The organism is Streptomyces sp. NPDC101178 (genome assembly GCF_044767965.1).
Taxonomy (GTDB): domain Bacteria; phylum Actinomycetota; class Actinomycetes; order Streptomycetales; family Streptomycetaceae; genus Streptomyces.
This window is the reverse complement of sequence record NZ_JBIWOZ010000008.1, coordinates 140,945-161,798: the sequence shown is the minus strand read 5'-3', so window position 1 is coordinate 161,798 and position 20,854 is coordinate 140,945. Positions and strand designations below refer to the sequence as shown.

Here is a 20,854-nt window from a genome sequence, read left to right as displayed (position 1 = left end):
AAAAGCGCGTGACGTGCGGTCGTCCAGGGGATACAAACCCTTGATGACCACGACACTCCGGCCGTCCGGGCCGCTTCAGCAAGGCGCCGACGGCGCGCGGGCGCGCAGTTACGACGTGTGCGACAACGGCCGGCCCGTCGGCGCCGTGTCGATCAGCACCGACGACGCGTTCGGCGCCTCCGCCGGAGTCGTGCGCTCCCTCGCCGTCGACGAGGCGCGGCGCAGGCGCGGCCGGGGCACGATCGCCGCGCTCGCGGCCGAGGAGGTGCTGCGGGGGTGGGGCTGCACGCACGTCCGGACCGAGGTCCCGGCGGACAACGATCCCGCCCGGCGCCTCGCGGCCGCACTCGGCTACACCGAACGCAGCCGCAACATGGTCAAGACCCTCGGGCCCGACCCCGTCCCCCTCCCCGAAGGCCTCACCGCGCGGCCGATGAGCGAGCAGGAGTACGCGGAGTGGCTGGGCGCGGCGGTGCGGTCGTACGCCCAGGAGTGGATCGACAGGGGCGTACCGCCCGAGCACGCCCGGCTCAAGTCCGAGGCCGACCATGCCGGGAACCTGCCGGACGGTCTGGCGACCGAGAACGTACGGTTCCGGGCGCTGATCCACGGCGGCGAGGTGGTCGGCCACGTCTGGCTGGCCCTGCGGGAGCTGGAGCCCGGCCGGACCGCCGGATTCGTCTTCGACGTGGAGGTGCGCGAGGAGCACCGGGGCCGCGGCTTCGGGCGGGCCCTGATGCTCCTCGCCGAGGACGAGACCCGCTCCTGGGGCCACGACCGCCTCGGCCTGCACGTCTTCGCCGCCAACACTCCGGCGCTGCGGCTGTACGAGTCGCTCGGCTACGCGACGACGCGGTACAACCTGGCCAAGGCGCTGTAAGCGGTCTCCGCCGTCCGGCCCCCGTGTCAGCCCTGTGCGGCCAGCAGCCGGTCGATGATCTCCTCGATCCGCTCGCGCAGTCCTTCCTGGCTCTTGCCGCCGTCCAGCCGCTCGTCGCCGATGACATAGGTGGGCGTACCGGTGACGCCGATCGCCTTGCCCTCCGCCTGGTCGGCGTCGACGATCAGCAGATGGCGGCCGTCGATGAGCGCGGTGTCGAACTCCTCGGCGTCCAGGCCCAGTTCGCGGGCCACGTCGAGCAGCACCGGTTCACCGGCCTTCCCGAGCTCCTCGGTCCTGGACAGCAGCGCCTCGATGTACGGCCAGTCCTGGCCCTGGACGGCGGCCTCCTCTGCGGCCTGCGCGGCGGCGTACGCGTGCTTGTGCTTCTCCAGCGGGAAGTGGCGCAGCCGGATCTCGACGCGGTCGCCGTACCGGGCGCGCACGGCGCGCACATCGCTGAGGGCCCGGTGGCAGTCGGGGCATTCGAGATCGCACCAGACGTCGAGGACGACCGGTGCCGCAGGGGTGGAATCGCTCATGGGGCCAGTCTTTCAGGCCATGCGGACAGCACCCAATCCGCGCCTGCGACCGTCGGCGGTGACCGGCACCTGCGGAGGAGCCGGGCCCTGAAATGTCCCTGAAGTGGACCGGCGCCGTGGCCTCCGCACCGGTCGTCGGTGCAGGATGGAGGGGACGTTTCCCCTGCGCCAGGAGGCCCCGATGCTTGCCGAGACCATCTGTTCCGCGGCGTCGGCGGCGGGCCTGGGCATCGCCGCGGTCACCGCCTACCGCAAGCGGTTCCTCACCGCGACCAGGATCGCCGCCTACTCCCTCGTGCCCATCGGCCTCGTCCTGACCGGCGTCGTCGAGTGGGTCTCGGGCATCGCGTTCAAGCCGAGCGTCTGGATCGGCTTCGGCGTGCTGGGCCTCGCCTGGGTGCTCTTCATGACCACCCGGGCCGTCGAGCGCCGCAGCGGCACCACCCGCGCCGAGCGCAAGGCCGCACGCGCCGCCGAGCGCAACGAGGCCGTCGCCCCGGGAGCCTCCGCGCCCTCGCTCGGCGCCGGCAGCCAGGCCCGTCCGGCGGCAGCGGCGCCGGCGAAGCCGAAGAGGAAGCAGGAGGCCGCGGCGCCCGGCGACGACTTCAGCGACATCGAGGCGATCCTGAAGAAGCACGGCATCTGAAGCGCCCGAATTTCGCCGGGTCTGCCGAATGCCTGACGGCATCTCGGACGCCGGAGCGAATTCTGAGGACCACGGGATGGTGAACTCCCGGTGCAATGGCGAAGGTTGATCGCCAACCGGCCTGCAGGTGAGTCATGATCGCCCCGAGATGGTGGACACATCCCGGGGCGAGGCCCCCGCACCCCCCGCCGAAGAGCCCCGTGGCTGCCTCTTCGCGCTTTCCCAGCCACCCCTGATGATCTTCCTGACGGTCATCGGGAGCCTGCTGCTGATGGCGGCGCTGCATGACCTGTTCCTGTTATGACCCGTCCCGACGGCCTCGCCTCACGACCCGGCCTCCCGGCGCCGGGCCCGGTACGCGGCGACGTGCAGCCGGTTGCCGCAGGTGCGGCTGGAGCAGTAGCGCCGGGAGCGGTTGCGCGAGAGGTCGACGAAGGCCCGCCCGCAGTCGGGCGCCTCGCAGCGCCGCAGCCGTTCCTGTTCGCCGGCCACGAGGATGAAGGCCAGGGCCATGCCGCAGTCGGCGGCGAGGTGGTCGGCGAGCGAGGCGTCCGGCGCGAAGTAGTGCACGTGCCAGTCGTAGCCGTCGTGGTCGGTGAGCTGGGGCGTGGTCCCGGCCGCGGCCACGAGCCGGTTGACGAGGTCGACCGCGGTACGGGCGTCGGGTGCGGCGAACACCTCGGCGAAGCGGTCCCGGACGTCCCGTACGGCGCCGAGGTCCTTCTCGCCGAGGGTGCCGACGCCGCTGATGTGGTGGCGCTCGGCGAAGGCGTACAGCGCCGCGACGTCGGCGATCCCGTCCTCCAGGCCGTCCACGAGTCCGTCCGTCGGGCCGGAGCCGTCTTCGGGTGGCTCGCTCTCCGGTGCGGTGTTCACCAGATCGACCACCGTGTCGAGGGCGATCCGGGTGTCGTGAGGGATCAGCACGCTTCGCTCCCAGGCCTCCGGCGGGCGGGCGCCTGCCGATGGCGGCTGACTCTACTGGCTCACCCGGCCGCCCCAGGGCCCGGTGCGGGCCCGCGGGGGAGCGGAAGCAGGGAAAAGGTCCACCGCTCCGCTCCCGGGCCCTGGCGCACGCACGGGCGCCGTCGCCGCGGTGGGTTCCGCGGCGCCGGCGCCGGTGTCTGCCTTATGTGGTTGTCCGCGCGACGCCGTCTCCCCGAGTCGGACGGCGCCGGCAGTTCTCGGCCTGGCTCAGCTCTCGGCCAGGATGTGGGAGAGCTCCGTGTCGAGATCGAAGTGCCGATGCTCGGTGCCGGGCGGAACCGCGGCGTCGGTCCTTTTCAGGAACGACTCCAGGGCTCGCGCCGGAGCCTCGAGCAGGGCTTCTCCCTCTGGAGAGCTCAGGGCGATGCATACGACGCCTTGACCGTGACTACGAGATGGCCAGACGCGGACGTCTCCGGTGCCGGTGGGCCGGTGCAGCCCCTCGGCGAGGAGGTCACGGGCGAAAACCCACTCGACCGTCTCCTCCGCTCCGGTGTGGAAGGTGGCGTGCACGGCATAGGGATCGGCCGTGTCATACCGCAGGCCCGCGGGAACAGGCAGTGAGGACTCGCTCGACACAACGAGGCGCAGGTGCAGCTCGCAGCTGACCGTGGTGTTCATAAGCGCCAGGGCCTTTCGCTCAGTGTGCGCTCGGGGATTCGCACGTCGGCGAAATCGACATGCCACCTACGGTGGCGTTGTAAACCCCTCTGACCCATTTGTGATGCTTCGGGTCCCTCGCCCAGCGGTGTGTAACTTTGAGTCATGCGCCCATTCAAGTGACGACGACGGGTCGGGTAGGTTGAGCTCCATGAATGCGGAGAGTGACGAGCGGATCGAGGTTGCCGAGAAGGCGTCCCCGGGGTCCGCTCCGGGGGGCACGGCCAGAGTGGAAAAGGCGGAACGCGAGCTGGGATCGCGGGCGCCGGGCTTCATCAAGGCGTCGAAGCCGCTGCACCTGAGCTGGCAGGTCGGCGTCTTCGTCGTCGGCCTCGGGGTCGTGGTGGCCGGTGTGCTGATGCTGGTGCTGCCGGGCCCCGGCTGGCTGGTGATCTTCGGCGGTATGGCGATCTGGGCGACCGAGTTCGTCTGGGCCCAGCTGGTGCTGCGCTGGACCAAGCGCAAGGTGACCGAGGCCGCGCAGCGGGCGCTGGATCCCAAGGTCCGGCGGCGCAACATCATCCTCACCACGGTGGGGCTGGTGATCATGGCGGTGCTGATCGGGATCTACGTCTGGAAGTTCGGCCTCGCCCTGCCGTGGACGGTCGGCGAGTAGGGCCGCGGACCGTCGGCGGCCCGGTGCCGGGGACGGTCCGGAAGCACCGCTGACATGGGGTAATGTTTGCGGTGCGCCCGGGCGATTAGCTCAGTGGGAGAGCGCTTCGTTCACACCGAAGAGGTCACTGGTTCGAACCCAGTATCGCCCACCCGGTCGGAGGCCCCGAGACATGTTCCATGTCTCGGGGCCTCCGCGTTTCCCCCGGTCCGGAACCCGCAGGGCCCCGGACCGGGTGCCGTTCACCGCATCCGGCCGACCACGTCCCTCAGCTTGCGCGCGTCCCGCAGCCGCTGCTCGTACGTGGCTCCCACCGCCAGCAGCAGCAGCCCGGCCAGCGCCGGCGGCAGCCAGCGCGGCAGCGCGCCCGCCACCTGGACGACGTACGGGGCCAGCTCGTGCAGCGTGACCAGGGCCAGCACCGACCCGCCGAGCAGCAGCAGCGCCTGGAGCCGGTACTTCGCCCCCAGCAGCGTGATCACCAGAGCCGCCAGCCCCAGCAGCAGCGGCCGCAGCCAGTCGGGGTCGGTCCAGGCCACGGCCAGGCTCGGCAGCAGCGTCGCCGCGAGCCCCGGCCCGTACGCCGTCCAGGAGGACGCCTCGGGATCCTTGCGCCGCCGCAGTACGCCGACCACCAGGGCGGGCACCGTCACCGGCAGGGTGTACGCCTCCGGGGCCGACACCTCCGATGCGGCCAGCCGGACCCAGGCCGCCGCCACGAACAGCACCGCCGCCAGGTACCCCGCCACCGGCCGCCGCTCCGGGCGCACCGCCGCCCCCGCCGCCAGCACCCCGCACAGCGCGAGCACCAGGGCCAGGAACGGCGCCTCCGGCACCGCGAGCCCGACGGCCACCAGCGCACCCAGCGCCCCGGCCAGCTCCACCGGCAACGCCACCGGGTGCAGCCGCAGCCGCGCCCCCAGCAGCACCGTCACCGCGGGCACCACGAGCAGCAGCGGCGCGGCCTCGTACGGAGCGAGCCCCAGGGACCCGGCCACGCACCCGGTCAGTGCCGTGCCCCACACCACCGCGGCCACCGCGAGCACCGCCTGCTCCACCACCGCACGCGTCCGCACCGCCGCCCCGGCGAAGAGCACCACCAGCGCCCCGAACACCGCGTACGTCGCGGCCTCCGACGCCAGCGCCAGCAGCCCCACGCTCACCGACCCGCCGACCGCGCCCACGAGCGCGGTCACCGCCACGGCGGTCCGGCCACCGCCCACGGCTCCGGTCGGACCGGCGGAGGAGGCTTCCGCACCCCGCACCGCCACCACCAGCAACCCCGCCACCAGCACCGTCTCCAGAGCCACCGCGACCGCGTACGGCACCCCCAGCACCGCCGCCGCCAGCAGCGGCGTCCCCCAGCCGAGGGCCAGCGCCCCCGCGCCCGCCGCACCGCGCACCGGCGCACCCGGCGTCGCCAGCGGAGCGGCGGCCCGCACCAGCGACGGCCACCACCGGTACGCCGCGCCGAGCAGCCCCGTCATCACCGCGAGCACCACCGGAGCCGTGACCAGCTCCGGCCACCCCATCGACTCCCCGAGCGCGCTTCGGAAGCCGTCCGGCGCACCCGCCCACACCTCGGCGACCAGCTGGACCGGGCCCAGCAGCACCGCCGCGACCGGAGGCAGCGCCCACACCAGCGCACCGGCCACCACCGCGCCCGCCGCCGCCAGCACCCCGCGCCCCGCGCTCCGCGGCAGCCCGGCCCGTACGACGAACAGCAGGGCCAGCCCGCAGAGCAGATACGCCGGAACGTGCCAGCTGCCCGGCACCGCCGCCCGCAGCACCCCGCCGACCGCGGCCACCGCCGCCAGGCCGGCCACCGCGCCGCCGATCCGCGCATAGCCGTTCGGGGCCCGCCAGGCTCCGGCCAGGGCCGCCACCGCCGCCGTCAGCAGCAGAGCGCCCGGCAGCACCGCACCGAGCGGGCCGTCGGCCGTCAGCGACTCGCCGAGCCCCGTCAGCAGCGCGGCGGACCCCGTCACCGCCAGACCGAGGCCCGCCGTGACCCGTGCGCCCAGACGCTTGCCCCACAGGGCGATCGACCCGTCGATCACGGCCGTCACCAGCAGCGCCCAGCCGACCACGATCGCCGGAGCACCGGCCGCCCAGGCGCCGAGCAGCAGCGGCCACTGGACGAAGAACACGGCGGCGGGCAGCGGCAGGTGCAGCTTGCCCAAGGCCAGGCCGTAGGCGGCCCAGAGCGCGGCGAGCACCGTCGAGGCCACGGCGGTGAAGGTGAGCCCGTCGGCGTCCGGCGCCGCCACCGCGTGGACCGCGTAGACGTCCAGCAGCGTGAGGACCAGGGCCAGCGCCGCCAGCGCCTCCGCCGTGGCCGCCAGCTTCCGGCGCAGCAGGACGGCCGGAGCGGCGAGCGCGGCCACGGTGACCAGGGCCAGGACGGCCGACCGGCCGCCGATGCCCATCGAGCCCCAGCTGACGAGGGTGAACGCGACGGCCGCGACCGTCAGCAGCAGCCCGCCGAGCGTCAGCAGCACGTTCTGCGCGCTGCGCGGAGTGGACGGCTTCGCGGTCCGCTCCACGGACCCCCACGCCTGGCCCGGGGCCCAGCCGTGGCCGACGGGCGGGGTGCTCCAGCGCGGTCCGTTCGGCGCCTGCGGCTGCAACGCGCTGACCAGCCAGGCGCGGCGGGTCAGCAGCTGGGCCCGGCGGGCGTCCAGCTGAGCCAGTTCTCGGTCGAGGAGCGCCAGTTCCTCGGCGGGCGGCGGCACATGTTCCATGTACGGGAGTGTGACTCGGGCCCTCCGCCTCGCACATGCGCTCGCATACTCAGTTTCCGCGTTTCCGCGCCTGAGTGAGCGGCCGTGGAGACGCGGGGCGCGCGCCGGTGGAGACGTGCGCGGAAGCGGTTTGAACGAAGACCGCCGAGCCCTGTATGGTTCAACCCGTTCCCGGGCGATTAGCTCAGTGGGAGAGCGCTTCGTTCACACCGAAGAGGTCACTGGTTCGAACCCAGTATCGCCCACCGGGAGAGCCGGTCCGCCAAGCATCACGGCGGACCGGCTTCTGCTTGTCCGGGCCGCTCGTTCAGGCCGCCGCGGGCAGCTCCGGGCGCAGCGGCCACGCCGGATCCACCGCCTCCGGTGTGCCGCTCCTCGCGAACCACGCCTCCAGGCCGCGCGCCTGCGCCGCGTGCCAGGTGGCCTGGAGGGTGTGGAGTTCGGCCGGTGAGAGCCGCTCCAGCCGGGAGGAGAAGCGCCGGCATATCGCGCGTACGAGCTCCAGTGAGGCCGAGGCGTCCGCCGCCGCGTCGTGGGCGCCGTCGAGCGGCACCTCGTACAGCTCGCAGAGGTCGGTGAGCGTACGGCGGCCCTTGCGGTAGCGGTCCAGGTGTCTGTCCAGCACCCGGGGGTCCACCACGCGCAGCGGCACGTCCGCCATGTACCCGGCCAGCGACGAGGCCCGGTGCCGCTTCAGCTCGCGGTCCAGCAGCGTCAGGTCGAACGGTGCGTTCATCACGACCAGCGGGCGGCCCGTCGCGCAACTCTCGGCCAGCGAACGGGCGATCTCGTCCATCACCGGCGCCGGCCAGCGTCCGTTGCGCTGCAGGTGATCGTCGGTCAGCCCGTGGATCTCGGTGGCCCCGGCGGGCACCGGGATCCCCGGATTGACCAGCCAGCGGGTGGTGCGAACGCGTCCGCCCGTCGTGTCCTGCGCGACGAGAGCGGCCGAAACGATCCGGTCCCGCTCGACGTCCACGCCTGTCGTCTCCGTGTCAAAAGCGGCCAGCGGCCCCTCGAACCAGTGCATCATCCCCGAACTCCTCGCACCTGCCCGGCAGATGGAGTGATTCCTCTGCCCGATATCGGTGATACCCGTGCTGTTTGCCTGATACGCCGTTTGCGGGCGTTCTCCTGCGGTGACAACACAGGTGGGAGCCAAGGAAGTTGCTCCACGACCTCATCCGACGTCACTTCTGACGGCATGTCCGAAAGGCTTACGGGGCCATGGCGTTCGCGCAGCCCGATCCAGGAGGGCCCGCCCGCGCCGAAGGGTTCGGGCCGGTGGACCAGCCGACCGCCACGCTGCGCGGCTCCCTCGCCACCACCGCCTGCATGGAGACCCTCCAGGTGGGCTACCTCCACGCGGTCGCGGCGGCGGCGGAGTGTTCGCTGTCCCAGCCCTTCCCCGACAACGGCATCGACTGGCACGTCAGCCACGGTGCCACCGCCCACACCGTCGACGACGAAGTGACCATCAAGGTGCAGCTCAAGTGCACGTACCAGATACCGCCGCACCCGGCGGGCGGGGCGTTCTCCTTCACGCTCGACAACGCCCATCTCGTCAAGCTGGCCCGCACCCCGGTCTCGGTGCACAAGATCCTGGTGGTGATGATCGTGCCGCGCAGCCGGGACGAGTGGCTGCGCGCCGGGCCCGGCAGCCTCGATCTGCGGCACTGCTGCTACTGGACCAACCTGGCCGGCCACGCGGTGACGGGCCGTTACCGGACCACCGTGCCCATCCCGACCGCACGGATCTTCGACGACCGCGCACTCTGCGACATCATGGCCCGGGTCGGGGCCGGAGGGAGACCCTGATGCACCGGTCGATGGACGAACCCACGGGCCCGGCGGAGCTGTTCGGCGCCCGCTCGCATCCTGCCGTGAGCAGGGAGTACGCCGGCCCGGGCGGCGACGGCGCGCCGCTGCCCGACCCGGCGGTGCTCACCGTGCTCCTGCGCCGCTACGGCTGGCGGCGGCACGGGGGAGCGGCCGGGCGCTACAGCCGCTGGTCCCCGCCCGGACCGGGTGCCGGCGCCAGCCTGCTGGTGCCCGAGAACGCCGCCTTCCCCGACACCGACGACCTGCTGGCCGAGGCGCTCACCGCGCTCTCCCGCAGCGCCGCCCCGTCCGCCCGGGACATCCTGGTCTCCCTCGCCGTCCCCAGCGACGAGGTCCGCTGGTGGCGCGAGGTCCCCGAATCGGCGGCCGGGGCGGCGGGCGCCTCGGGGTGGGCGGAGGCGGAGGAGCTGAGGTCGGCGGCCCGGCAGATCCTGCTGGCCGGGGCTCTGGCGGCGCGCGGCCGGGCCGGCTACCACGGGGCCCGGCACCGGAGGAAGGCCCGGGCGGCACTGGACGGGACGCTGATCGGGCCCGCGCCGGGCGGCCGCCGGCTCACCGCGTTCGTGCCCGTCGCCTCCGGGCGTGCCGTCGCCGTACAGCTCTGCCACGCCCTGCACGCCACCCGCGAGGCCGTGGACTACCAGCGGGCCACCGGCGGCATGGAGGCCTTCGACAGCGCGGTGGCGGCGGGCGTCAGCCGGGAGCTGACCGAGGCGCTGGTGACCCTGGTGCGCGGCAGCGAGGGGGCCGGGATCGACCTGCGGTGGGCGCCCGCTGCCGGAACCCCGGACGGCTGCCCGGTCCGGCCCCAGCCCGTCGAGTTCTCGCCGGGCGACCTGCCCGCCCTGCGCTCGGCCGGGGCCCGCTACCTGCGCGAGGAGCCCGCAGTCCCGGTCCGGATCACCGGCGCGGTGGTCCGGCTGCGCCGCTCGGGGCCGCGCGGCGCCGGGATCGTACGGCTGCGGGTGCTGGCGGGGGCGGAGGTCGCGCACGTACGGGTGGAGCTGGACGAGGAGGCGTACCGGATCGCGGGCCACGCCCACCTCGTGGGGCTGCCGCTGCGGGTGGAGGGGCGGCTGGAGCGGCGGGGCGGTTTCCGGCGGCTGACCGGGGCCTCGCAGGTCGCGCCCGTGCAGGTCGAAGAGGCGGAGCGGGACCGGCTGATGAAGTCCCTCCAGGAGAACGTGGACTTCTTCGAGGAGGCGTGCGCGGGGGAGGAGCCGTAGGGCCTGCGGTTAGGCGTTCGCATCGGGGGCTGAGGGCTCGGTACGATTCGTATTGCTTAGCCATACGAAGGCAGGCATCCCCCTCAGTCAGGAGAGACCGGTGTCAGACGTCCGTGTGATCATCCAACGCGATTCCGAGCGGGAAGAGCACGTGGTGACGACGGGCACGACCGCCGGCGAGCTCTTCCCCGGTCAGCGCACCGTCGTCGCCGCGCGCATCGGCGGCGAGCTGAAGGACTTCTCGTACGAGCTGAAGGACGGCGAGTCCGTCGAGCCGGTGGAGATCTCCTCCGAGGACGGCCTCGACATCCTGCGCCACTCCACCGCGCACGTCATGGCCCAGGCCGTGCAGGAGCTCTTCCCCGAGGCCAAGCTCGGCATCGGCCCGCCGGTCAAGGACGGCTTCTACTACGACTTCGACGTCGAGAAGCCGTTCACGCCCGAGGACCTCAAGGCCATCGAGAAGAAGATGCAGGAGATCCAGAAGCGGGGCCAGAGGTTCTCCCGCCGCGTGGTCTCCGACGAGGCCGCCCGCGAGGAGCTGGCGGAAGAGCCGTACAAGCTGGAGCTCATCGGCATCAAGGGCTCCGCCTCCTCGGACGACGGCGCGGACGTCGAGGTGGGCGGCGGCGAGCTGACCATCTACGACAACCTCGACCCCAAGACCGGCGACCTGTGCTGGAAGGACCTCTGCCGTGGTCCGCACCTGCCGACCACCCGGTTCATCCCGGCGTTCAAGCTGATGCGCAACGCCGCGGCGTACTGGCGCGGCAGCGAGAAGAACCCGATGCTCCAGCGCATCTACGGCACCGCCTGGCCGACCAAGGACGAGCTGAAGGCGCACCTGGAGTTCCTGGAGGAGGCCGCCAAGCGCGACCACCGCAAGCTCGGCAACGAGCTGGACCTCTTCTCCTTCCCCGACGAGATCGGCCCCGGCCTCGCGGTCTTCCACCCCAAGGGCGGCGTCATCCGCCGGGCCATGGAGGACTACTCGCGCCGCCGCCACGAGGAGGAGGGCTACGAGTTCGTCTACAGCCCGCACGCCACCAAGGGCAAGCTCTTCGAGAAGTCCGGCCACCTGGACTGGTACGCCGACGGCATGTACCCGCCCATGCAGCTCGACGACGGGGTGGACTACTACCTCAAACCGATGAACTGCCCGATGCACAACCTGATCTTCGACGCGCGCGGCCGCTCCTACCGCGAACTGCCGCTGCGCCTCTTCGAGTTCGGCACGGTGTACCGGTACGAGAAGTCGGGCGTCGTGCACGGTCTGACCCGTTCGCGCGGCTTCACGCAGGACGACGCGCACATCTACTGCACCAAGGAGCAGATGGCGGAGGAGCTCGACCGCACGCTCACCTTCGTGCTGAACCTGCTCCGTGACTACGGGCTCACCGACTTCTACCTGGAGCTCTCCACCAAGGACCCGGAGAAGTACGTCGGTTCGGACGACACCTGGGAAGAGGCCACCGAGACGCTCCGCCAGGTCGCCGAGAAGCAGGGGCTGCCCCTGGTCCCGGACCCGGGCGGCGCCGCGTTCTACGGTCCGAAGATCTCCGTGCAGTGCAAGGACGCCATCGGCCGCACCTGGCAGATGTCGACCGTGCAGCTCGACTTCAACCTGCCGGAGCGCTTCGACCTGGAGTACACCGGCCCCGACGGCTCCAAGCAGCGCCCGGTCATGATCCACCGTGCCCTGTTCGGCTCCATCGAGCGCTTCTTCGCCGTACTCCTGGAGCACTACGCGGGCGCCTTCCCGGTCTGGCTCGCCCCGGTCCAGGCCGTCGGCATCCCGATCGGCGACGCCCACATCCCCTACCTCCAGGAGTTCGCCGCCAAGGCGCGCAAGCAGGGGCTGCGGGTGGACGTGGACGCCTCCTCCGACCGGATGCAGAAGAAGATCCGCAACCAGCAGAAGGCCAAGGTGCCCTTCATGATCATCGCTGGTGACGAGGACATGGCCAACGGAGCCGTCTCCTTCCGCTACCGCGACGGTTCGCAGGAGAACGGCATCCCGGTCGACGAGGCCCTCGCCAAGATCGCGAAGGCCGTCGAGGACCGCGTACAGGTCTGATCCGTACGACGGGAACGGCCCTTGGAGCGCTACCCGCGCTCCGGGGGCCGTTTCTCGTCCTCCCGCGTGAACACCTGGATCAGCCACGACGAGAACGACCCCGTCACCGCCCCCAGCAGCGCGAGACCGCACGCCATCAGCCCCGTAGCCACCACCCGCCCCCAGAACGTGACCGGTGTGGCGTCCCCGTAGCCGACCGTGGTGAGCGTCGCGCACGCCCACCACACCGCGTCCCCGAACGTGCGGATGGAGGCGTCAGGAGCCTTGTGTTCCAGGTGGTAGACCGCGAGCGAGGCGGCGAAGCCGAGCAGGACGGCGGTCATGCCCGCGTACGCCATCACGCGCGCGTACAGACCCAGTCTCGGCCGGTCGTGGCGCCGCTGCACCGCCTGGTAGACCTTCACCATCCGCAGCGGGCGCAGCAGCGGCAGCAGCAGGACCACCGTGTCGAGCCAGCGCACGCGCAGGAAGCGCGAGCCCAGGCCGCTGAGCCGCAGCCGCGTGACGTAGTCCGCGAGGAAGACCAGCCAGGTCGACCAGACGAGGGTAAGCGCCAGGTCGTTCCAGGGCTCGGCCTCGTGCGGGGTCAGCACCCGGACCGCGTACCCGGTGAGGAAGAGCAGCCCCGCGAGGAAGAGCGGAACCTCGGTGCGCTGCTCCCAGTGGGTCAGCCGGGCGGGTGGCTCGTGGGCGGGGCGGTCGCTCATCGCCTCAGCATCGCGGGCGGCGAAGCGGTGCGGCCCCGGCGACACGCTCCGCCGGAGTGACGCAATATGCTGATCGGCATGACGAGTGAGCCGGAGCAGCAGATCGGCGTGGGGACGCCGGACGCGTTTCAGCGTCTGTGGACGCCCCATCGGATGGCGTACATCCAGGGTCAGGACAAGCCGAGTGGCCCGGGCGCCGAGGACGGCTGCCCGTTCTGTTCGATTCCGGCGAAATCCGACGAGGACGGCCTCGTGGTGGCGCGCGGTGAGCACGTCTACGCGGTGCTGAACCTCTACCCGTACAACGGCGGCCACCTCATGGTCGTCCCCTACCGGCACGTCGCCGACTACACCGAGCTGGACGGCCCGGAGACGGCCGAGCTGGCGGACTTCACCAAGCGGGCCATGGCGGCCCTGCGCACCGCCTCCGGGGCGCACGGCTTCAACATCGGGATGAACCAGGGCTCGGTCGCCGGGGCCGGGATCGCCGCCCATCTGCACCAGCACCTGGTGCCGCGCTGGGGCGGGGACACCAATTTCATGCCGGTCATAGGCCACACCAAGGTGCTGCCGCAGCTGCTGGGCGACACCCGGGCGATGCTGGCGGGTGCCTGGCCGGCGGGCTGAGGATCCGGGCCGCTACGGAGGAGGGGCGCCCAGATCTTCTCGGGCGCCCCTCCCCCGTACGAACGCCGGCCTACGCGTCGTACACGTCGGCCTTGCGCGGGGACGGGTCCTGGACGAGGCCGCTCAGTATCGACGAGCGGTTGTCGAAGCGCTCGGTGTCCACGCCGTTCTCCGCGAGGACCCGCATCGCCGCCGAGTGGACCACGCGCAGCACCGGCGTCGCCGCCCGCATCGCGTCGTCCGCCATGAAGCGGTGGTTCCAGGGCTTGGCCGCCCAGGCGTGCCGCAGTCCGAAGGGCTCCGGCAGCACTATCTTCCCGCCCAGGTAGTCCAGCACCGGCGGATACCAGGTCAAGGGCGCCCGCAGCGCGAGCCGGACGACCTCCCGCGCCTCCACCACCGGCAGCTGGATGTCCCGGGTCTCCCAGAACCTCACGGTCTTGTTGACCGTCTTCGTCCGGGCCGCGGGCTTGGCGAAGAACAGCCCGTGCACCGGGCCCAGCGCGTGGCCGGTGACCTCGATGCGCAGCGTCTCGTGGAGCACGGTCACCGTGATCATCATCGTGATCACCAACTGGCCGTCCCAGAGCGTGAACTGCACGCCCAGGTAGTGCCGGTCACCGCTGCCGAACTGCTGGTGGTTGCAGATCCGCTGTATCTCGTGCGGCTTCACCTGGAAGGTCGCCACGTCCTCGCCGTCCGGGCGGGAGACGGAGTCGGCGTTCTCGCCGATGGGGGAGACGATCCAGTGCTTCACGGACGGCTTGGGGAAGCCGCCGGTGTTCAGCGGGCCACGCTCCAGCATCTTCAGCTGGTCGTGGATGATCCGGATCAGGTCCCAGCTGCGGAACTGGTGGATCTCCTTCGTCGGGTCCTTCGGCGTCAGCTCCTCGGCCAGCTGCCAGCTGCCCCACCGGGTGCCCATGCCGAGGATGCCCTTGGGACCGGCGTAGAAGACCGCGTTGGACTGCTGCTCGGCGGAGAGCTTCTCCAGGCCCTGGCGCAGTTCCTCACGCGCGGTCTCGTTGGGGTTCTTCGGCACCGCCTCCGGGATCTTCGCGATCACCCCGGTGCCGGACAGCAGCCCGTCCCAGCGCGCCCGCAGATCGCGGGCCGAGGTCTCCGCGACCCGCTTGGCGAGGAACCAGCCGATCAGCGGCGCGACGAGCGCTCCTCGCACGTAGAGCGGCCAGAAGCGGTCCGTCGGCAGCTTCCACAGCAGGATCAGCGCGCCGATCCCGAACGCGGCCAGCAGCACCGTGCCGACCGCCCGGAACGCGGGGTCCTTGGACCTGGCCAGCACGTCCTTGATCCGGAAGGCGATCACCCAGGCGATCATCCCCGGCAGGAAGAGGAAGCCGAACACCGCCGTGATCATCGTGAGCCGGGTGTCGCGCGCCTTACGGAGGTTGGTCGCCGACAGGCAGTGCTCCACCACCGTCTGCGGATCGGTGCCGAAGGACTGGATGAGCGCCTTGCGGGAGCCGCCGAGCATGCGCTCCTGGACGGCACGCGAGAACGCCTCACCGAGATTCGGCTTGAAGTAGTCGGACTTGAAGAGCTTGGAGGCGCCCGGCTTCACCGTCGACTTGTGCCAGTCGCTGTTGGCGTCGAGGATCACGTCCACCGGGCTGTCCCGGTACGCCGCCGAGGCCAGGGCATTGGTCGCCACCGACTGGCCGCCGGACCCCTGGATCGGGATCTGCGCCCCGGGTGAGAAGTCGAATACGTCGCTGGCCACTGTCTGTCGCCCCCACTCGCCGCACGGTCTGCTCCTGGGTGTGCCCAACTACCGTACGCGGCATACCTTCTGAGCTGCGCCCACAGCGTATCGTCCGGACCGCCGCACCGTCCGTCACCCACCAGGAAGCGGGCGGTGTTTGCGACAGTGCGCCGGTCACGCGCCGGGTGATCCGTTCCTAGGAGGAGTCCGACAGTTCCGCGCGGACCTTCTCCGCGATCTGCTGCGGCATCGCCTCGAACCGGGCGTGCGCACGGTCGAACCGGCCGGTGCCATGCGTCAGGGAGCGCAGGTCGAGCGCGTACCGGCCGATCTCCGTCTCCGGCACCTCCGCCCGTACGAGGGTGCGTCCGCCCGGACTCTGCTCGGTGCCCACCACCCGCCCGCGCCGCCCGGACAGGTCGCTCATCACCGGGCCCACGTAGTCGTCCGGGACCAGCACGGCGAGCTCGCAGACCGGCTCCAGGAGCTGGATGCGGGCGTCCGCCGCCGCCTCGCGCAGAGCGAGCGCACCGGCGGTCTGGAAGGCGGCGTCGGAGGAGTCCACCGAGTGCGCCTTGCCGTCGAGCAGCGTGACCCGTACGTCGACGAGCGGATGCCCTGCGGACAGGCCGCGGGCGGCCTGGGCCCGTACGCCCTTCTCCACCGACGGGATGAACTGGCGCGGCACCGAACCGCCGACCACCTTGTCCACGAACTCGATGCCGCTGCCCGCGGGCAGCGGCTCCACCTCGATCGCGCAGATCGCGAACTGCCCGTGCCCGCCGGACTGTTTGACATGCCGTCCGCGCCCGGCGCCCCGCCCGCGACACGTCTCGCGCAGCGCGACCCGGTGCGGTTCGGCGTCGACCTGGACGCCGTACCGGCTGCGCAGCCGCTCCAGCGCGACCTCCTGGTGGGCCTCGCCCAGGCACCACAGGACGACCTGGTGGGTGTCCGGGTTCTGCTCCAGGCGCAGGGTCGGATCCTCCGCGACCAGCCGGGCCAGCGCGTGCGAGAGCTTGTCCTCGTCCGCCTTCCCGCGCGCCCGCACGGCCGTCGGGAGCAGCGGGTCCGGCGTCGACCAGGGCTCGATGAGTACCGGGGCGCCGGAGGCGGAGAGCGTGTCCCCGGTCTCCGCCTCGCCCAGCCGGGCCACGCAGACCAGATCGCCCGCGACGCACCGGTCCACCGGATGCTGGTGCCGGCCGAACGGCGAGGTCAGCGCGGTCACCCGGACCTCCGCCTCGTGACAGGGGTGCGGCTCCCGCCCCGCCGCGTCCAGTCCGTGGCCGCACAGGTGCACGGTGTCGTCCGGCCGCAGCGTGCCGGAGAAGACCCGCACCAGCGAGATCCGGCCCGCGTACGGGTCGGACGACGTCTTGACGACCTCCGCGAGCAGCGGGCCCTCCGGATCGCAGGCCGGGGCGGTCCTGGGCTCGCCCGAGGGGGTGGTGACGGTGGGCGGGGTGCGCTCCAGCGGGGTCGGGAAGCCACGCGTGACCAGCTCCAGCAGCTCCACCGTGCCGATGCCCTGCCGGGCGCCCTCGGCGGCCGGAGCGGCGGCCAGCACCGGAAAGAAGGTGCCCCGGGCGACGGCCCGCTCCAGGTCCGCGATCAGTGTCGATATGTCGATGCTGTCGCCTCCACCGTCGAGGTAGCGGTCCATCAGCGACTCGTCCTCGCTCTCGGCGATGATCCCTTCGATCAGCCGGTCGCGGACCTCTCCGAGCGCCTCCTCCTGGTCCGGCGCGGGCGGCAGCTCGGCCCGCTCCCCCGAGGAGTAGTCCAGGATCCGCTGGGTGAGCAGCCCGGTCAGCCCGGTGAGCGGCGCGTGCCCGTCGGCGGCCTCCGGGCCGAGGACCGGCAGATAGAGCGGGAGTACGGCATCGGGGTCGTCGCCGCCGAACGTCTCCGCGCAGATCCGGGTCATCTCGGCGAAGGAGGTGCGCGCGGTGTCGAGATGGGTGACGACGATCGCCCTCGGCATCCCGACGAGCGCGCACTCCTCCCACACCGCCCGGGTGGTCGCGGCCACGGACTCGGCCTCCTGGGCCGCCGAGACGACGAAGAGGGCCGCGTCCGCCGCCCGCAGACCGGCCCGCAGCTCCCCGACGAAGTCGGCGTAACCAGGCGTGTCCAGCAGATTGACCTTGCAGCCGTCCCAGGCCACCGGGACCGCCGAGAGGTGGACGGAGCGGTGCCGGCGCCGCTCGATCTCGTCGTGGTCGGAGACGGTCGCCCCGTCCTCGACCCGGCCCGCCCGGTTGAGCGCCCCCGCCGTCAGGGCCAGGGCCTCGACCAAGGTGGTCTTGCCCGAACCGCTGTGGCCGACCAGCACCACGTTCCGTACGGCGGAGGGGTGGCCGGCCGTCGGTACTCCTGTGGCGGCCCCGGTGTGTGCGTGCGTCTTCTCGCCCATGGTGTGCCTCCCGGTGGGTCACGCGGTACGGGAGGGGGAGCAGCCGACCGCGCTGGACGGCGGATACGGGGAGCCGCCGAGGCGGCCTCGGTCCTTCGAGCTTGGCACCCGGGCGCCGAGGCGTCCATACGTCGGGCGCGGCCGCCGGGCTTCCGGCGACACCACTGCCGAAGGGTGCCCGTCCGGTGGAGGGCACCGGTCGTGACTACGATGGGCCAGCCGGTGGCCGATGGGGCCGCTCGGCCAGCCGAACCCTCGGGAAAGCCATGCTGAACAAGTACGCGCGTGCATTTTTCACGCGTGTCCTCACCCCGTTCGCCGCCCTCCTGCTCCGCCTCGGGGTCAGCCCCGACGCGGTCACTCTCATCGGCACGGCCGGAGTGATGGCAGGTGCGCTGGTCTTTTTCCCGATGGGGGAGTTCTTCTGGGGCACCATCGTCATCACACTGTTCGTCTTCTCCGACCTGGTCGACGGCAACATGGCCCGGCAGGCCGGGATCTCCAGCCGGTGGGGCGCGTTCCTGGACTCGACGCTGGACCGGGTCGCGGACGGCGCGATCTTCGCCGGCTTCGCCCTCTGGTACGCGGGCAGCGGTGACGACAACATCCTCTGCGCCGTCGCGATCTTCTGCCTGGCCAGCGGTCAGGTGGTCTCGTACACCAAGGCGCGCGGCGAGTCGATCGGCCTGCCGGTCGCGGTGAACGGCCTGGTGGAGCGCGCCGAACGCCTGGTCATCTCGCTGGTCGCCGCCGGTCTCGCCGGACTGCACGCCTTCGGCGTCCCGTACATCGACATCCTGCTCCCGATCGCGCTGTGGGTCGTCGCCGTGGGCTCCCTGGTGACGCTGATCCAGCGCGTGGTGACCGTACGCCGTGAATCCGCCGAGGCCGATGCCGCCTCCGCCGCCGGCGGGCCGGCCGACCGGTGAGCGCGCTCAAGGGCCGGATCACCGACGGTCTGTACGGGCTCGGCTGGGGCGCGGTGAAGAAGCTGCCGGAGCCCGCCGCAGAGGCCCTCTTCCGTACGATCGCGGACCGGGTCTGGAAGCGGCGCGGCAAGAGTGTGCTGCGCCTGGAGTCGAACCTGGCGCGGGTCGTCCCGGACGCGGGCCCGGAGCGGCTGGCCGAGCTGTCCAAGGCCGGGATGCGCTCGTACATGCGGTACTGGATGGAGTCGTTCCGGCTGCCGACCTGGACCCCGGAGCGCATCAAGGCGAGCATCGACGTCAAGGACGCCCACCACCTGACCGAGGGCCTGGACGCCGGGAACGGCGTGATCATCGCCCTGCCCCACCTCGGCAACTGGGACCTCGCCGGCGCCTGGGTCACCACCGACCTGAAGGTCCCCTTCACCACCGTCGCCGAACGGCTGAAGCCCGAATCGCTCTACGACCGGTTCGTCGCCTACCGCGAGGGCCTCGGCATGGAGGTCCTGCCGCACAGCGGCGGCGCGGCCTTCGGCACGCTGGCCCGGCGGCTGCGCGCGGGCGGTCTGGTCTGCCTGGTCGCCGACCGGGACCTCTCCGCCTCCGGCGTCGAGGTGTCGTTCTTCGGCGCCACCGCCCGGATGCCGGCCGGACCGGCGCTGCTCGCCCAGCAGACGGGCGCGCTGCTGATGCCGGTGACCCTCTGGTACGACGGCACGCCGGTGATGAGAGCGCGCGTCCACCCGGCGATCGAGGCGCCGGGGGAAGGCACCCGAGCGGAGAAGACCGCCGCCATGACACAGGGGCTGGCCGACGCCTTCGCCGGCGGCATCGCCGAACACCCGGAGGACTGGCACATGCTCCAGCGGCTCTGGCTGGACGACCTGGAACCCCGGGGAGAGGGCACGTGACGACCGAAGCCCGGGGAGCGCATGTGAAGGCCGGACTCCGGGGAGAGCACCTGACCACCGGAGTCCGCGGAGAGCACACGAAGACCGGACTCCCGGGAGAGCGCACGTGAAGATCGGCATCGTCTGCCCGTACTCCTGGGACGTCCCCGGCGGCGTCCAGTTCCACATCCGGGACCTGGCCGAGCACCTCATCGGCCTCGGCCACACCGTCTCCGTCCTGGCCCCGGCCGACGACGAGACCCCGCTGCCCCCTTACGTCGTCTCGGCGGGCCGGGCCGTCCCCGTCCCGTACAACGGCTCCGTCGCCCGGCTGAACTTCGGCTTCCTCTCGGCCGCCCGGGTCCGCCGCTGGCTCCACGACGGCACCTTCGACGTGATCCACATCCACGAGCCGACCTCCCCCTCGCTCGGCCTGCTCGCCTGCTGGTCGGCGCAGGGCCCGATCGTGGCGACCTTCCACACCTCCAACCCGCGCTCCCGGGCGATGATCGCCGCGTATCCGATCCTCCAGCCCGCCCTGGAGAAGATCAGCGCGCGGATCGCGGTGAGCGAGTACGCGCGGCGCACCCTGGTGGAGCACCTGGGCGGGGACGCCGTGGTCATCCCGAACGGCGTCGACGTCGGGTTCTTCGCCAAGGCCGAGCCGAAGGCCGAGTGGCAGGGCCGGACCCTCGGCTTCATCGGCCGCATCGACGAACCCCGCAAGGGGCTGCCCGTCCTGATGAAGGCGCTGCCCGCCATCCTCGCCGCCCACCCCGAGGCCCGGCTGCTGGTCGCGGGGCGCGGGGACGAGGAGGAGGCGGTGGCATCGCTGCCGAAGGAGCTGCGCGAGCGCGTGGAGTTCCTCGGCATGGTCAGCGACGAGGACAAGGCCCGGCTGCTGCGCAGCGTCGATGTGTACGTGGCCCCGAACACCGGCGGCGAGAGCTTCGGCATCATCCTGGTGGAGGCGCTGTCGGCGGGTGCGCCGGTCCTCGCGAGCGACCTGGACGCCTTCGCGCAGGTGCTGGACCAGGGCGAGGCGGGCGACCTCTTCGCCAACGAGGACGCCGACGCGCTGGCCGCCGCCGCGATCCGGCTGCTGGGCGACCCGGAGCGCAGGGCCGGACTGCGGGAGCGCGGCGAGGCGCACGTACGGCGGTTCGACTGGGGGACCGTGGGGGCCGACATCCTCGCGGTGTACGAGACGGTGACGGACGGGGCCGCGTCGGTCGCGGAGGACGAGCGGTCGGGGCTGCGGGCCCGGTTCGGGCTGGCGCGGGACTGAGGGCCGGGCCTCCTGATGGACGTCAGGGGCCCCGGCGACGGTAGCGTGTGGGCC

Annotated in this window: 19 protein-coding genes and 2 tRNA genes; 13 read left to right on the top strand and 8 right to left on the bottom strand. The window is 72.2% G+C overall.

The window, feature by feature from the left end; all coding sequences use genetic code 11:
- Positions 1 to 43 precede the first annotated feature (43 nt).
- Positions 44 to 880, top strand: coding sequence for a GNAT family N-acetyltransferase (locus ACIRR8_RS23210; RefSeq protein WP_404067950.1), 837 nt, complete (start codon positions 44 to 46; stop codon positions 878 to 880).
- A gap of 26 nt (positions 881 to 906) precedes the next feature.
- Here ACIRR8_RS23210 and ACIRR8_RS23205 read toward each other — a convergent pair whose 3' ends face one another.
- On the bottom strand, positions 907 to 1,422 hold the full coding sequence (locus ACIRR8_RS23205; RefSeq protein WP_404067947.1) for a DsbA family protein: 516 nt from the start codon (positions 1,420 to 1,422) through the stop codon (positions 907 to 909).
- A gap of 181 nt (positions 1,423 to 1,603) precedes the next feature.
- Here ACIRR8_RS23205 and ACIRR8_RS23200 point away from each other — a divergent pair, with 181 nt between their 5' ends.
- Entirely contained in the window at positions 1,604 to 2,068 is a 465-nt protein-coding gene (locus ACIRR8_RS23200) for a hypothetical protein (RefSeq protein ID WP_404067944.1), read from the top strand.
- 148 nt (positions 2,069 to 2,216) lie between these two features.
- Positions 2,217 to 2,372: a hypothetical protein gene (locus ACIRR8_RS23195; RefSeq protein WP_164711272.1), complete on the top strand. Its 156-nt coding sequence runs from the start codon at positions 2,217 to 2,219 to the stop codon at positions 2,370 to 2,372.
- A gap of 20 nt (positions 2,373 to 2,392) precedes the next feature.
- Here the strand turns inward: ACIRR8_RS23195 and ACIRR8_RS23190 are convergent, their stop codons facing one another.
- Together ACIRR8_RS23190 and ACIRR8_RS23185 are read right to left on the bottom strand one after the other, a co-directional pair.
- The gene (locus ACIRR8_RS23190; protein WP_404067941.1) at positions 2,393 to 2,995 is read right to left on the bottom strand and encodes a CGNR zinc finger domain-containing protein; all 603 of its coding nucleotides are present in this window, start codon (positions 2,993 to 2,995) and stop codon (positions 2,393 to 2,395) included.
- Positions 2,996 to 3,262: 267 nt separating this feature from the next.
- Positions 3,263 to 3,676: an SsgA family sporulation/cell division regulator gene (locus tag ACIRR8_RS23185; protein ID WP_003959770.1), complete on the bottom strand. Its 414-nt coding sequence runs from the start codon at positions 3,674 to 3,676 to the stop codon at positions 3,263 to 3,265.
- A 190-nt stretch (positions 3,677 to 3,866) separates the two neighbouring features.
- On the opposite strand from ACIRR8_RS23185, the gene ACIRR8_RS23180 reads away from it, so the two are divergent.
- Together ACIRR8_RS23180 and ACIRR8_RS23175 are read left to right on the top strand one after the other, a co-directional pair.
- Positions 3,867 to 4,331 (top strand): TIGR02611 family protein, encoded by a 465-nt coding sequence (locus ACIRR8_RS23180; protein ID WP_404067938.1) that lies wholly within the window; start codon positions 3,867 to 3,869, stop codon positions 4,329 to 4,331.
- 79 nt (positions 4,332 to 4,410) lie between these two features.
- Positions 4,411 to 4,482 (top strand) — tRNA-Val (locus tag ACIRR8_RS23175).
- Positions 4,483 to 4,573: 91 nt separating this feature from the next.
- On the opposite strand, the gene ACIRR8_RS23170 is transcribed toward ACIRR8_RS23175, so the two are convergent.
- Complete coding sequence (locus ACIRR8_RS23170; RefSeq protein ID WP_404067935.1) at positions 4,574 to 7,075, bottom strand: SCO7613 C-terminal domain-containing membrane protein; 2,502 nt, start codon at positions 7,073 to 7,075, stop codon at positions 4,574 to 4,576.
- Between the two features lie 173 nt (positions 7,076 to 7,248).
- Between ACIRR8_RS23170 and ACIRR8_RS23165 the strand changes: the two genes are divergently transcribed.
- Positions 7,249 to 7,320, top strand: a tRNA-Val gene (locus ACIRR8_RS23165).
- A gap of 62 nt (positions 7,321 to 7,382) precedes the next feature.
- On the opposite strand, the gene ACIRR8_RS23160 is transcribed toward ACIRR8_RS23165, so the two are convergent.
- Positions 7,383 to 8,108 carry a 3'-5' exonuclease gene (locus ACIRR8_RS23160; RefSeq protein WP_404067932.1) on the bottom strand — a complete coding sequence of 242 codons (726 nt, stop codon included), beginning with the start codon at positions 8,106 to 8,108 and terminating at the stop codon, positions 7,383 to 7,385.
- Between the two features lie 194 nt (positions 8,109 to 8,302).
- Here ACIRR8_RS23160 and ACIRR8_RS23155 point away from each other — a divergent pair, with 194 nt between their 5' ends.
- From ACIRR8_RS23155 to thrS, 3 genes are all read left to right on the top strand, one after another.
- Positions 8,303 to 8,893: a DUF4365 domain-containing protein gene (locus ACIRR8_RS23155; RefSeq protein WP_404067930.1), complete on the top strand. Its 591-nt coding sequence runs from the start codon at positions 8,303 to 8,305 to the stop codon at positions 8,891 to 8,893.
- Entirely contained in the window at positions 8,893 to 10,143 is a 1,251-nt protein-coding gene (locus tag ACIRR8_RS23150) for a hypothetical protein (protein WP_404067927.1), read from the top strand. The genes ACIRR8_RS23155 and ACIRR8_RS23150 overlap by 1 nt, the downstream gene beginning before the upstream one ends.
- A 100-nt stretch (positions 10,144 to 10,243) precedes the next feature.
- Positions 10,244 to 12,220 carry a threonine--tRNA ligase gene (gene thrS, locus ACIRR8_RS23145; RefSeq protein WP_404067924.1) on the top strand — a complete coding sequence of 659 codons (1,977 nt, stop codon included), beginning with the start codon at positions 10,244 to 10,246 and terminating at the stop codon, positions 12,218 to 12,220.
- A gap of 29 nt (positions 12,221 to 12,249) precedes the next feature.
- Here thrS and ACIRR8_RS23140 read toward each other — a convergent pair whose 3' ends face one another.
- Entirely contained in the window at positions 12,250 to 12,927 is a 678-nt protein-coding gene (locus ACIRR8_RS23140; RefSeq protein WP_404067922.1) for a potassium channel family protein, read from the bottom strand.
- 66 nt (positions 12,928 to 12,993) lie between these two features.
- Here ACIRR8_RS23140 and ACIRR8_RS23135 point away from each other — a divergent pair, with 66 nt between their 5' ends.
- Positions 12,994 to 13,554, top strand: a complete 561-nt coding sequence (locus ACIRR8_RS23135; RefSeq protein WP_404067919.1) for an HIT family protein — start codon at positions 12,994 to 12,996, stop codon at positions 13,552 to 13,554.
- 70 nt (positions 13,555 to 13,624) lie between these two features.
- Here ACIRR8_RS23135 and ACIRR8_RS23130 read toward each other — a convergent pair whose 3' ends face one another.
- Complete coding sequence (locus ACIRR8_RS23130) at positions 13,625 to 15,295, bottom strand: hypothetical protein (RefSeq protein ID WP_404067916.1); 1,671 nt, start codon at positions 15,293 to 15,295, stop codon at positions 13,625 to 13,627.
- Positions 15,296 to 15,473: 178 nt separating this feature from the next.
- Positions 15,474 to 17,696: an elongation factor G-like protein EF-G2 gene (locus ACIRR8_RS23125; protein ID WP_404067913.1), complete on the bottom strand. Its 2,223-nt coding sequence runs from the start codon at positions 17,694 to 17,696 to the stop codon at positions 15,474 to 15,476.
- Positions 17,697 to 17,962: 266 nt separating this feature from the next.
- On the opposite strand from ACIRR8_RS23125, the gene pgsA reads away from it, so the two are divergent.
- From pgsA to ACIRR8_RS23110, 3 genes are all read left to right on the top strand, one after another.
- Complete coding sequence (pgsA, locus tag ACIRR8_RS23120; protein ID WP_404067910.1) at positions 17,963 to 18,625, top strand: phosphatidylinositol phosphate synthase; 663 nt, start codon at positions 17,963 to 17,965, stop codon at positions 18,623 to 18,625.
- Positions 18,622 to 19,533: a phosphatidylinositol mannoside acyltransferase gene (locus ACIRR8_RS23115; RefSeq protein ID WP_404067908.1), complete on the top strand. Its 912-nt coding sequence runs from the start codon at positions 18,622 to 18,624 to the stop codon at positions 19,531 to 19,533. The genes pgsA and ACIRR8_RS23115 overlap by 4 nt, the downstream gene beginning before the upstream one ends.
- A gap of 106 nt (positions 19,534 to 19,639) precedes the next feature.
- On the top strand, positions 19,640 to 20,800 hold the full coding sequence (locus ACIRR8_RS23110) for a glycosyltransferase family 4 protein (protein ID WP_404067905.1): 1,161 nt from the start codon (positions 19,640 to 19,642) through the stop codon (positions 20,798 to 20,800).
- Positions 20,801 to 20,854 lie beyond the last annotated feature (54 nt).

What these genes read in the sequence shown, in the direction of transcription:
- ACIRR8_RS23210 (WP_404067950.1), top strand. Translation starts at nt 44, where the DNA reads ATGACCACGACACTCCGGCCGTCCGGGCCGCTTCAGCAAGGCGCCGAC.
- ACIRR8_RS23205 (WP_404067947.1), bottom strand. Translation starts at nt 1,422, where the DNA reads ATGAGCGATTCCACCCCTGCGGCACCGGTCGTCCTCGACGTCTGGTGC.
- ACIRR8_RS23200 (WP_404067944.1), top strand. Translation starts at nt 1,604, where the DNA reads ATGCTTGCCGAGACCATCTGTTCCGCGGCGTCGGCGGCGGGCCTGGGC.
- ACIRR8_RS23195 (WP_164711272.1), top strand. Translation starts at nt 2,217, where the DNA reads ATGGTGGACACATCCCGGGGCGAGGCCCCCGCACCCCCCGCCGAAGAG.
- ACIRR8_RS23185 (WP_003959770.1), bottom strand. Translation starts at nt 3,676, where the DNA reads ATGAACACCACGGTCAGCTGCGAGCTGCACCTGCGCCTCGTTGTGTCG.
- ACIRR8_RS23180 (WP_404067938.1), top strand. Translation starts at nt 3,867, where the DNA reads ATGAATGCGGAGAGTGACGAGCGGATCGAGGTTGCCGAGAAGGCGTCC.
- ACIRR8_RS23170 (WP_404067935.1), bottom strand. Translation starts at nt 7,075, where the DNA reads ATGGAACATGTGCCGCCGCCCGCCGAGGAACTGGCGCTCCTCGACCGA.
- ACIRR8_RS23160 (WP_404067932.1), bottom strand. Translation starts at nt 8,108, where the DNA reads ATGATGCACTGGTTCGAGGGGCCGCTGGCCGCTTTTGACACGGAGACG.
- ACIRR8_RS23155 (WP_404067930.1), top strand. Translation starts at nt 8,303, where the DNA reads ATGGCGTTCGCGCAGCCCGATCCAGGAGGGCCCGCCCGCGCCGAAGGG.
- ACIRR8_RS23150 (WP_404067927.1), top strand. Translation starts at nt 8,893, where the DNA reads ATGCACCGGTCGATGGACGAACCCACGGGCCCGGCGGAGCTGTTCGGC.
- ACIRR8_RS23140 (WP_404067922.1), bottom strand. Translation starts at nt 12,927, where the DNA reads ATGAGCGACCGCCCCGCCCACGAGCCACCCGCCCGGCTGACCCACTGG.
- ACIRR8_RS23135 (WP_404067919.1), top strand. Translation starts at nt 12,994, where the DNA reads ATGCTGATCGGCATGACGAGTGAGCCGGAGCAGCAGATCGGCGTGGGG.
- ACIRR8_RS23125 (WP_404067913.1), bottom strand. Translation starts at nt 17,696, where the DNA reads ATGGGCGAGAAGACGCACGCACACACCGGGGCCGCCACAGGAGTACCG.
- pgsA (WP_404067910.1), top strand. Translation starts at nt 17,963, where the DNA reads ATGCTGAACAAGTACGCGCGTGCATTTTTCACGCGTGTCCTCACCCCG.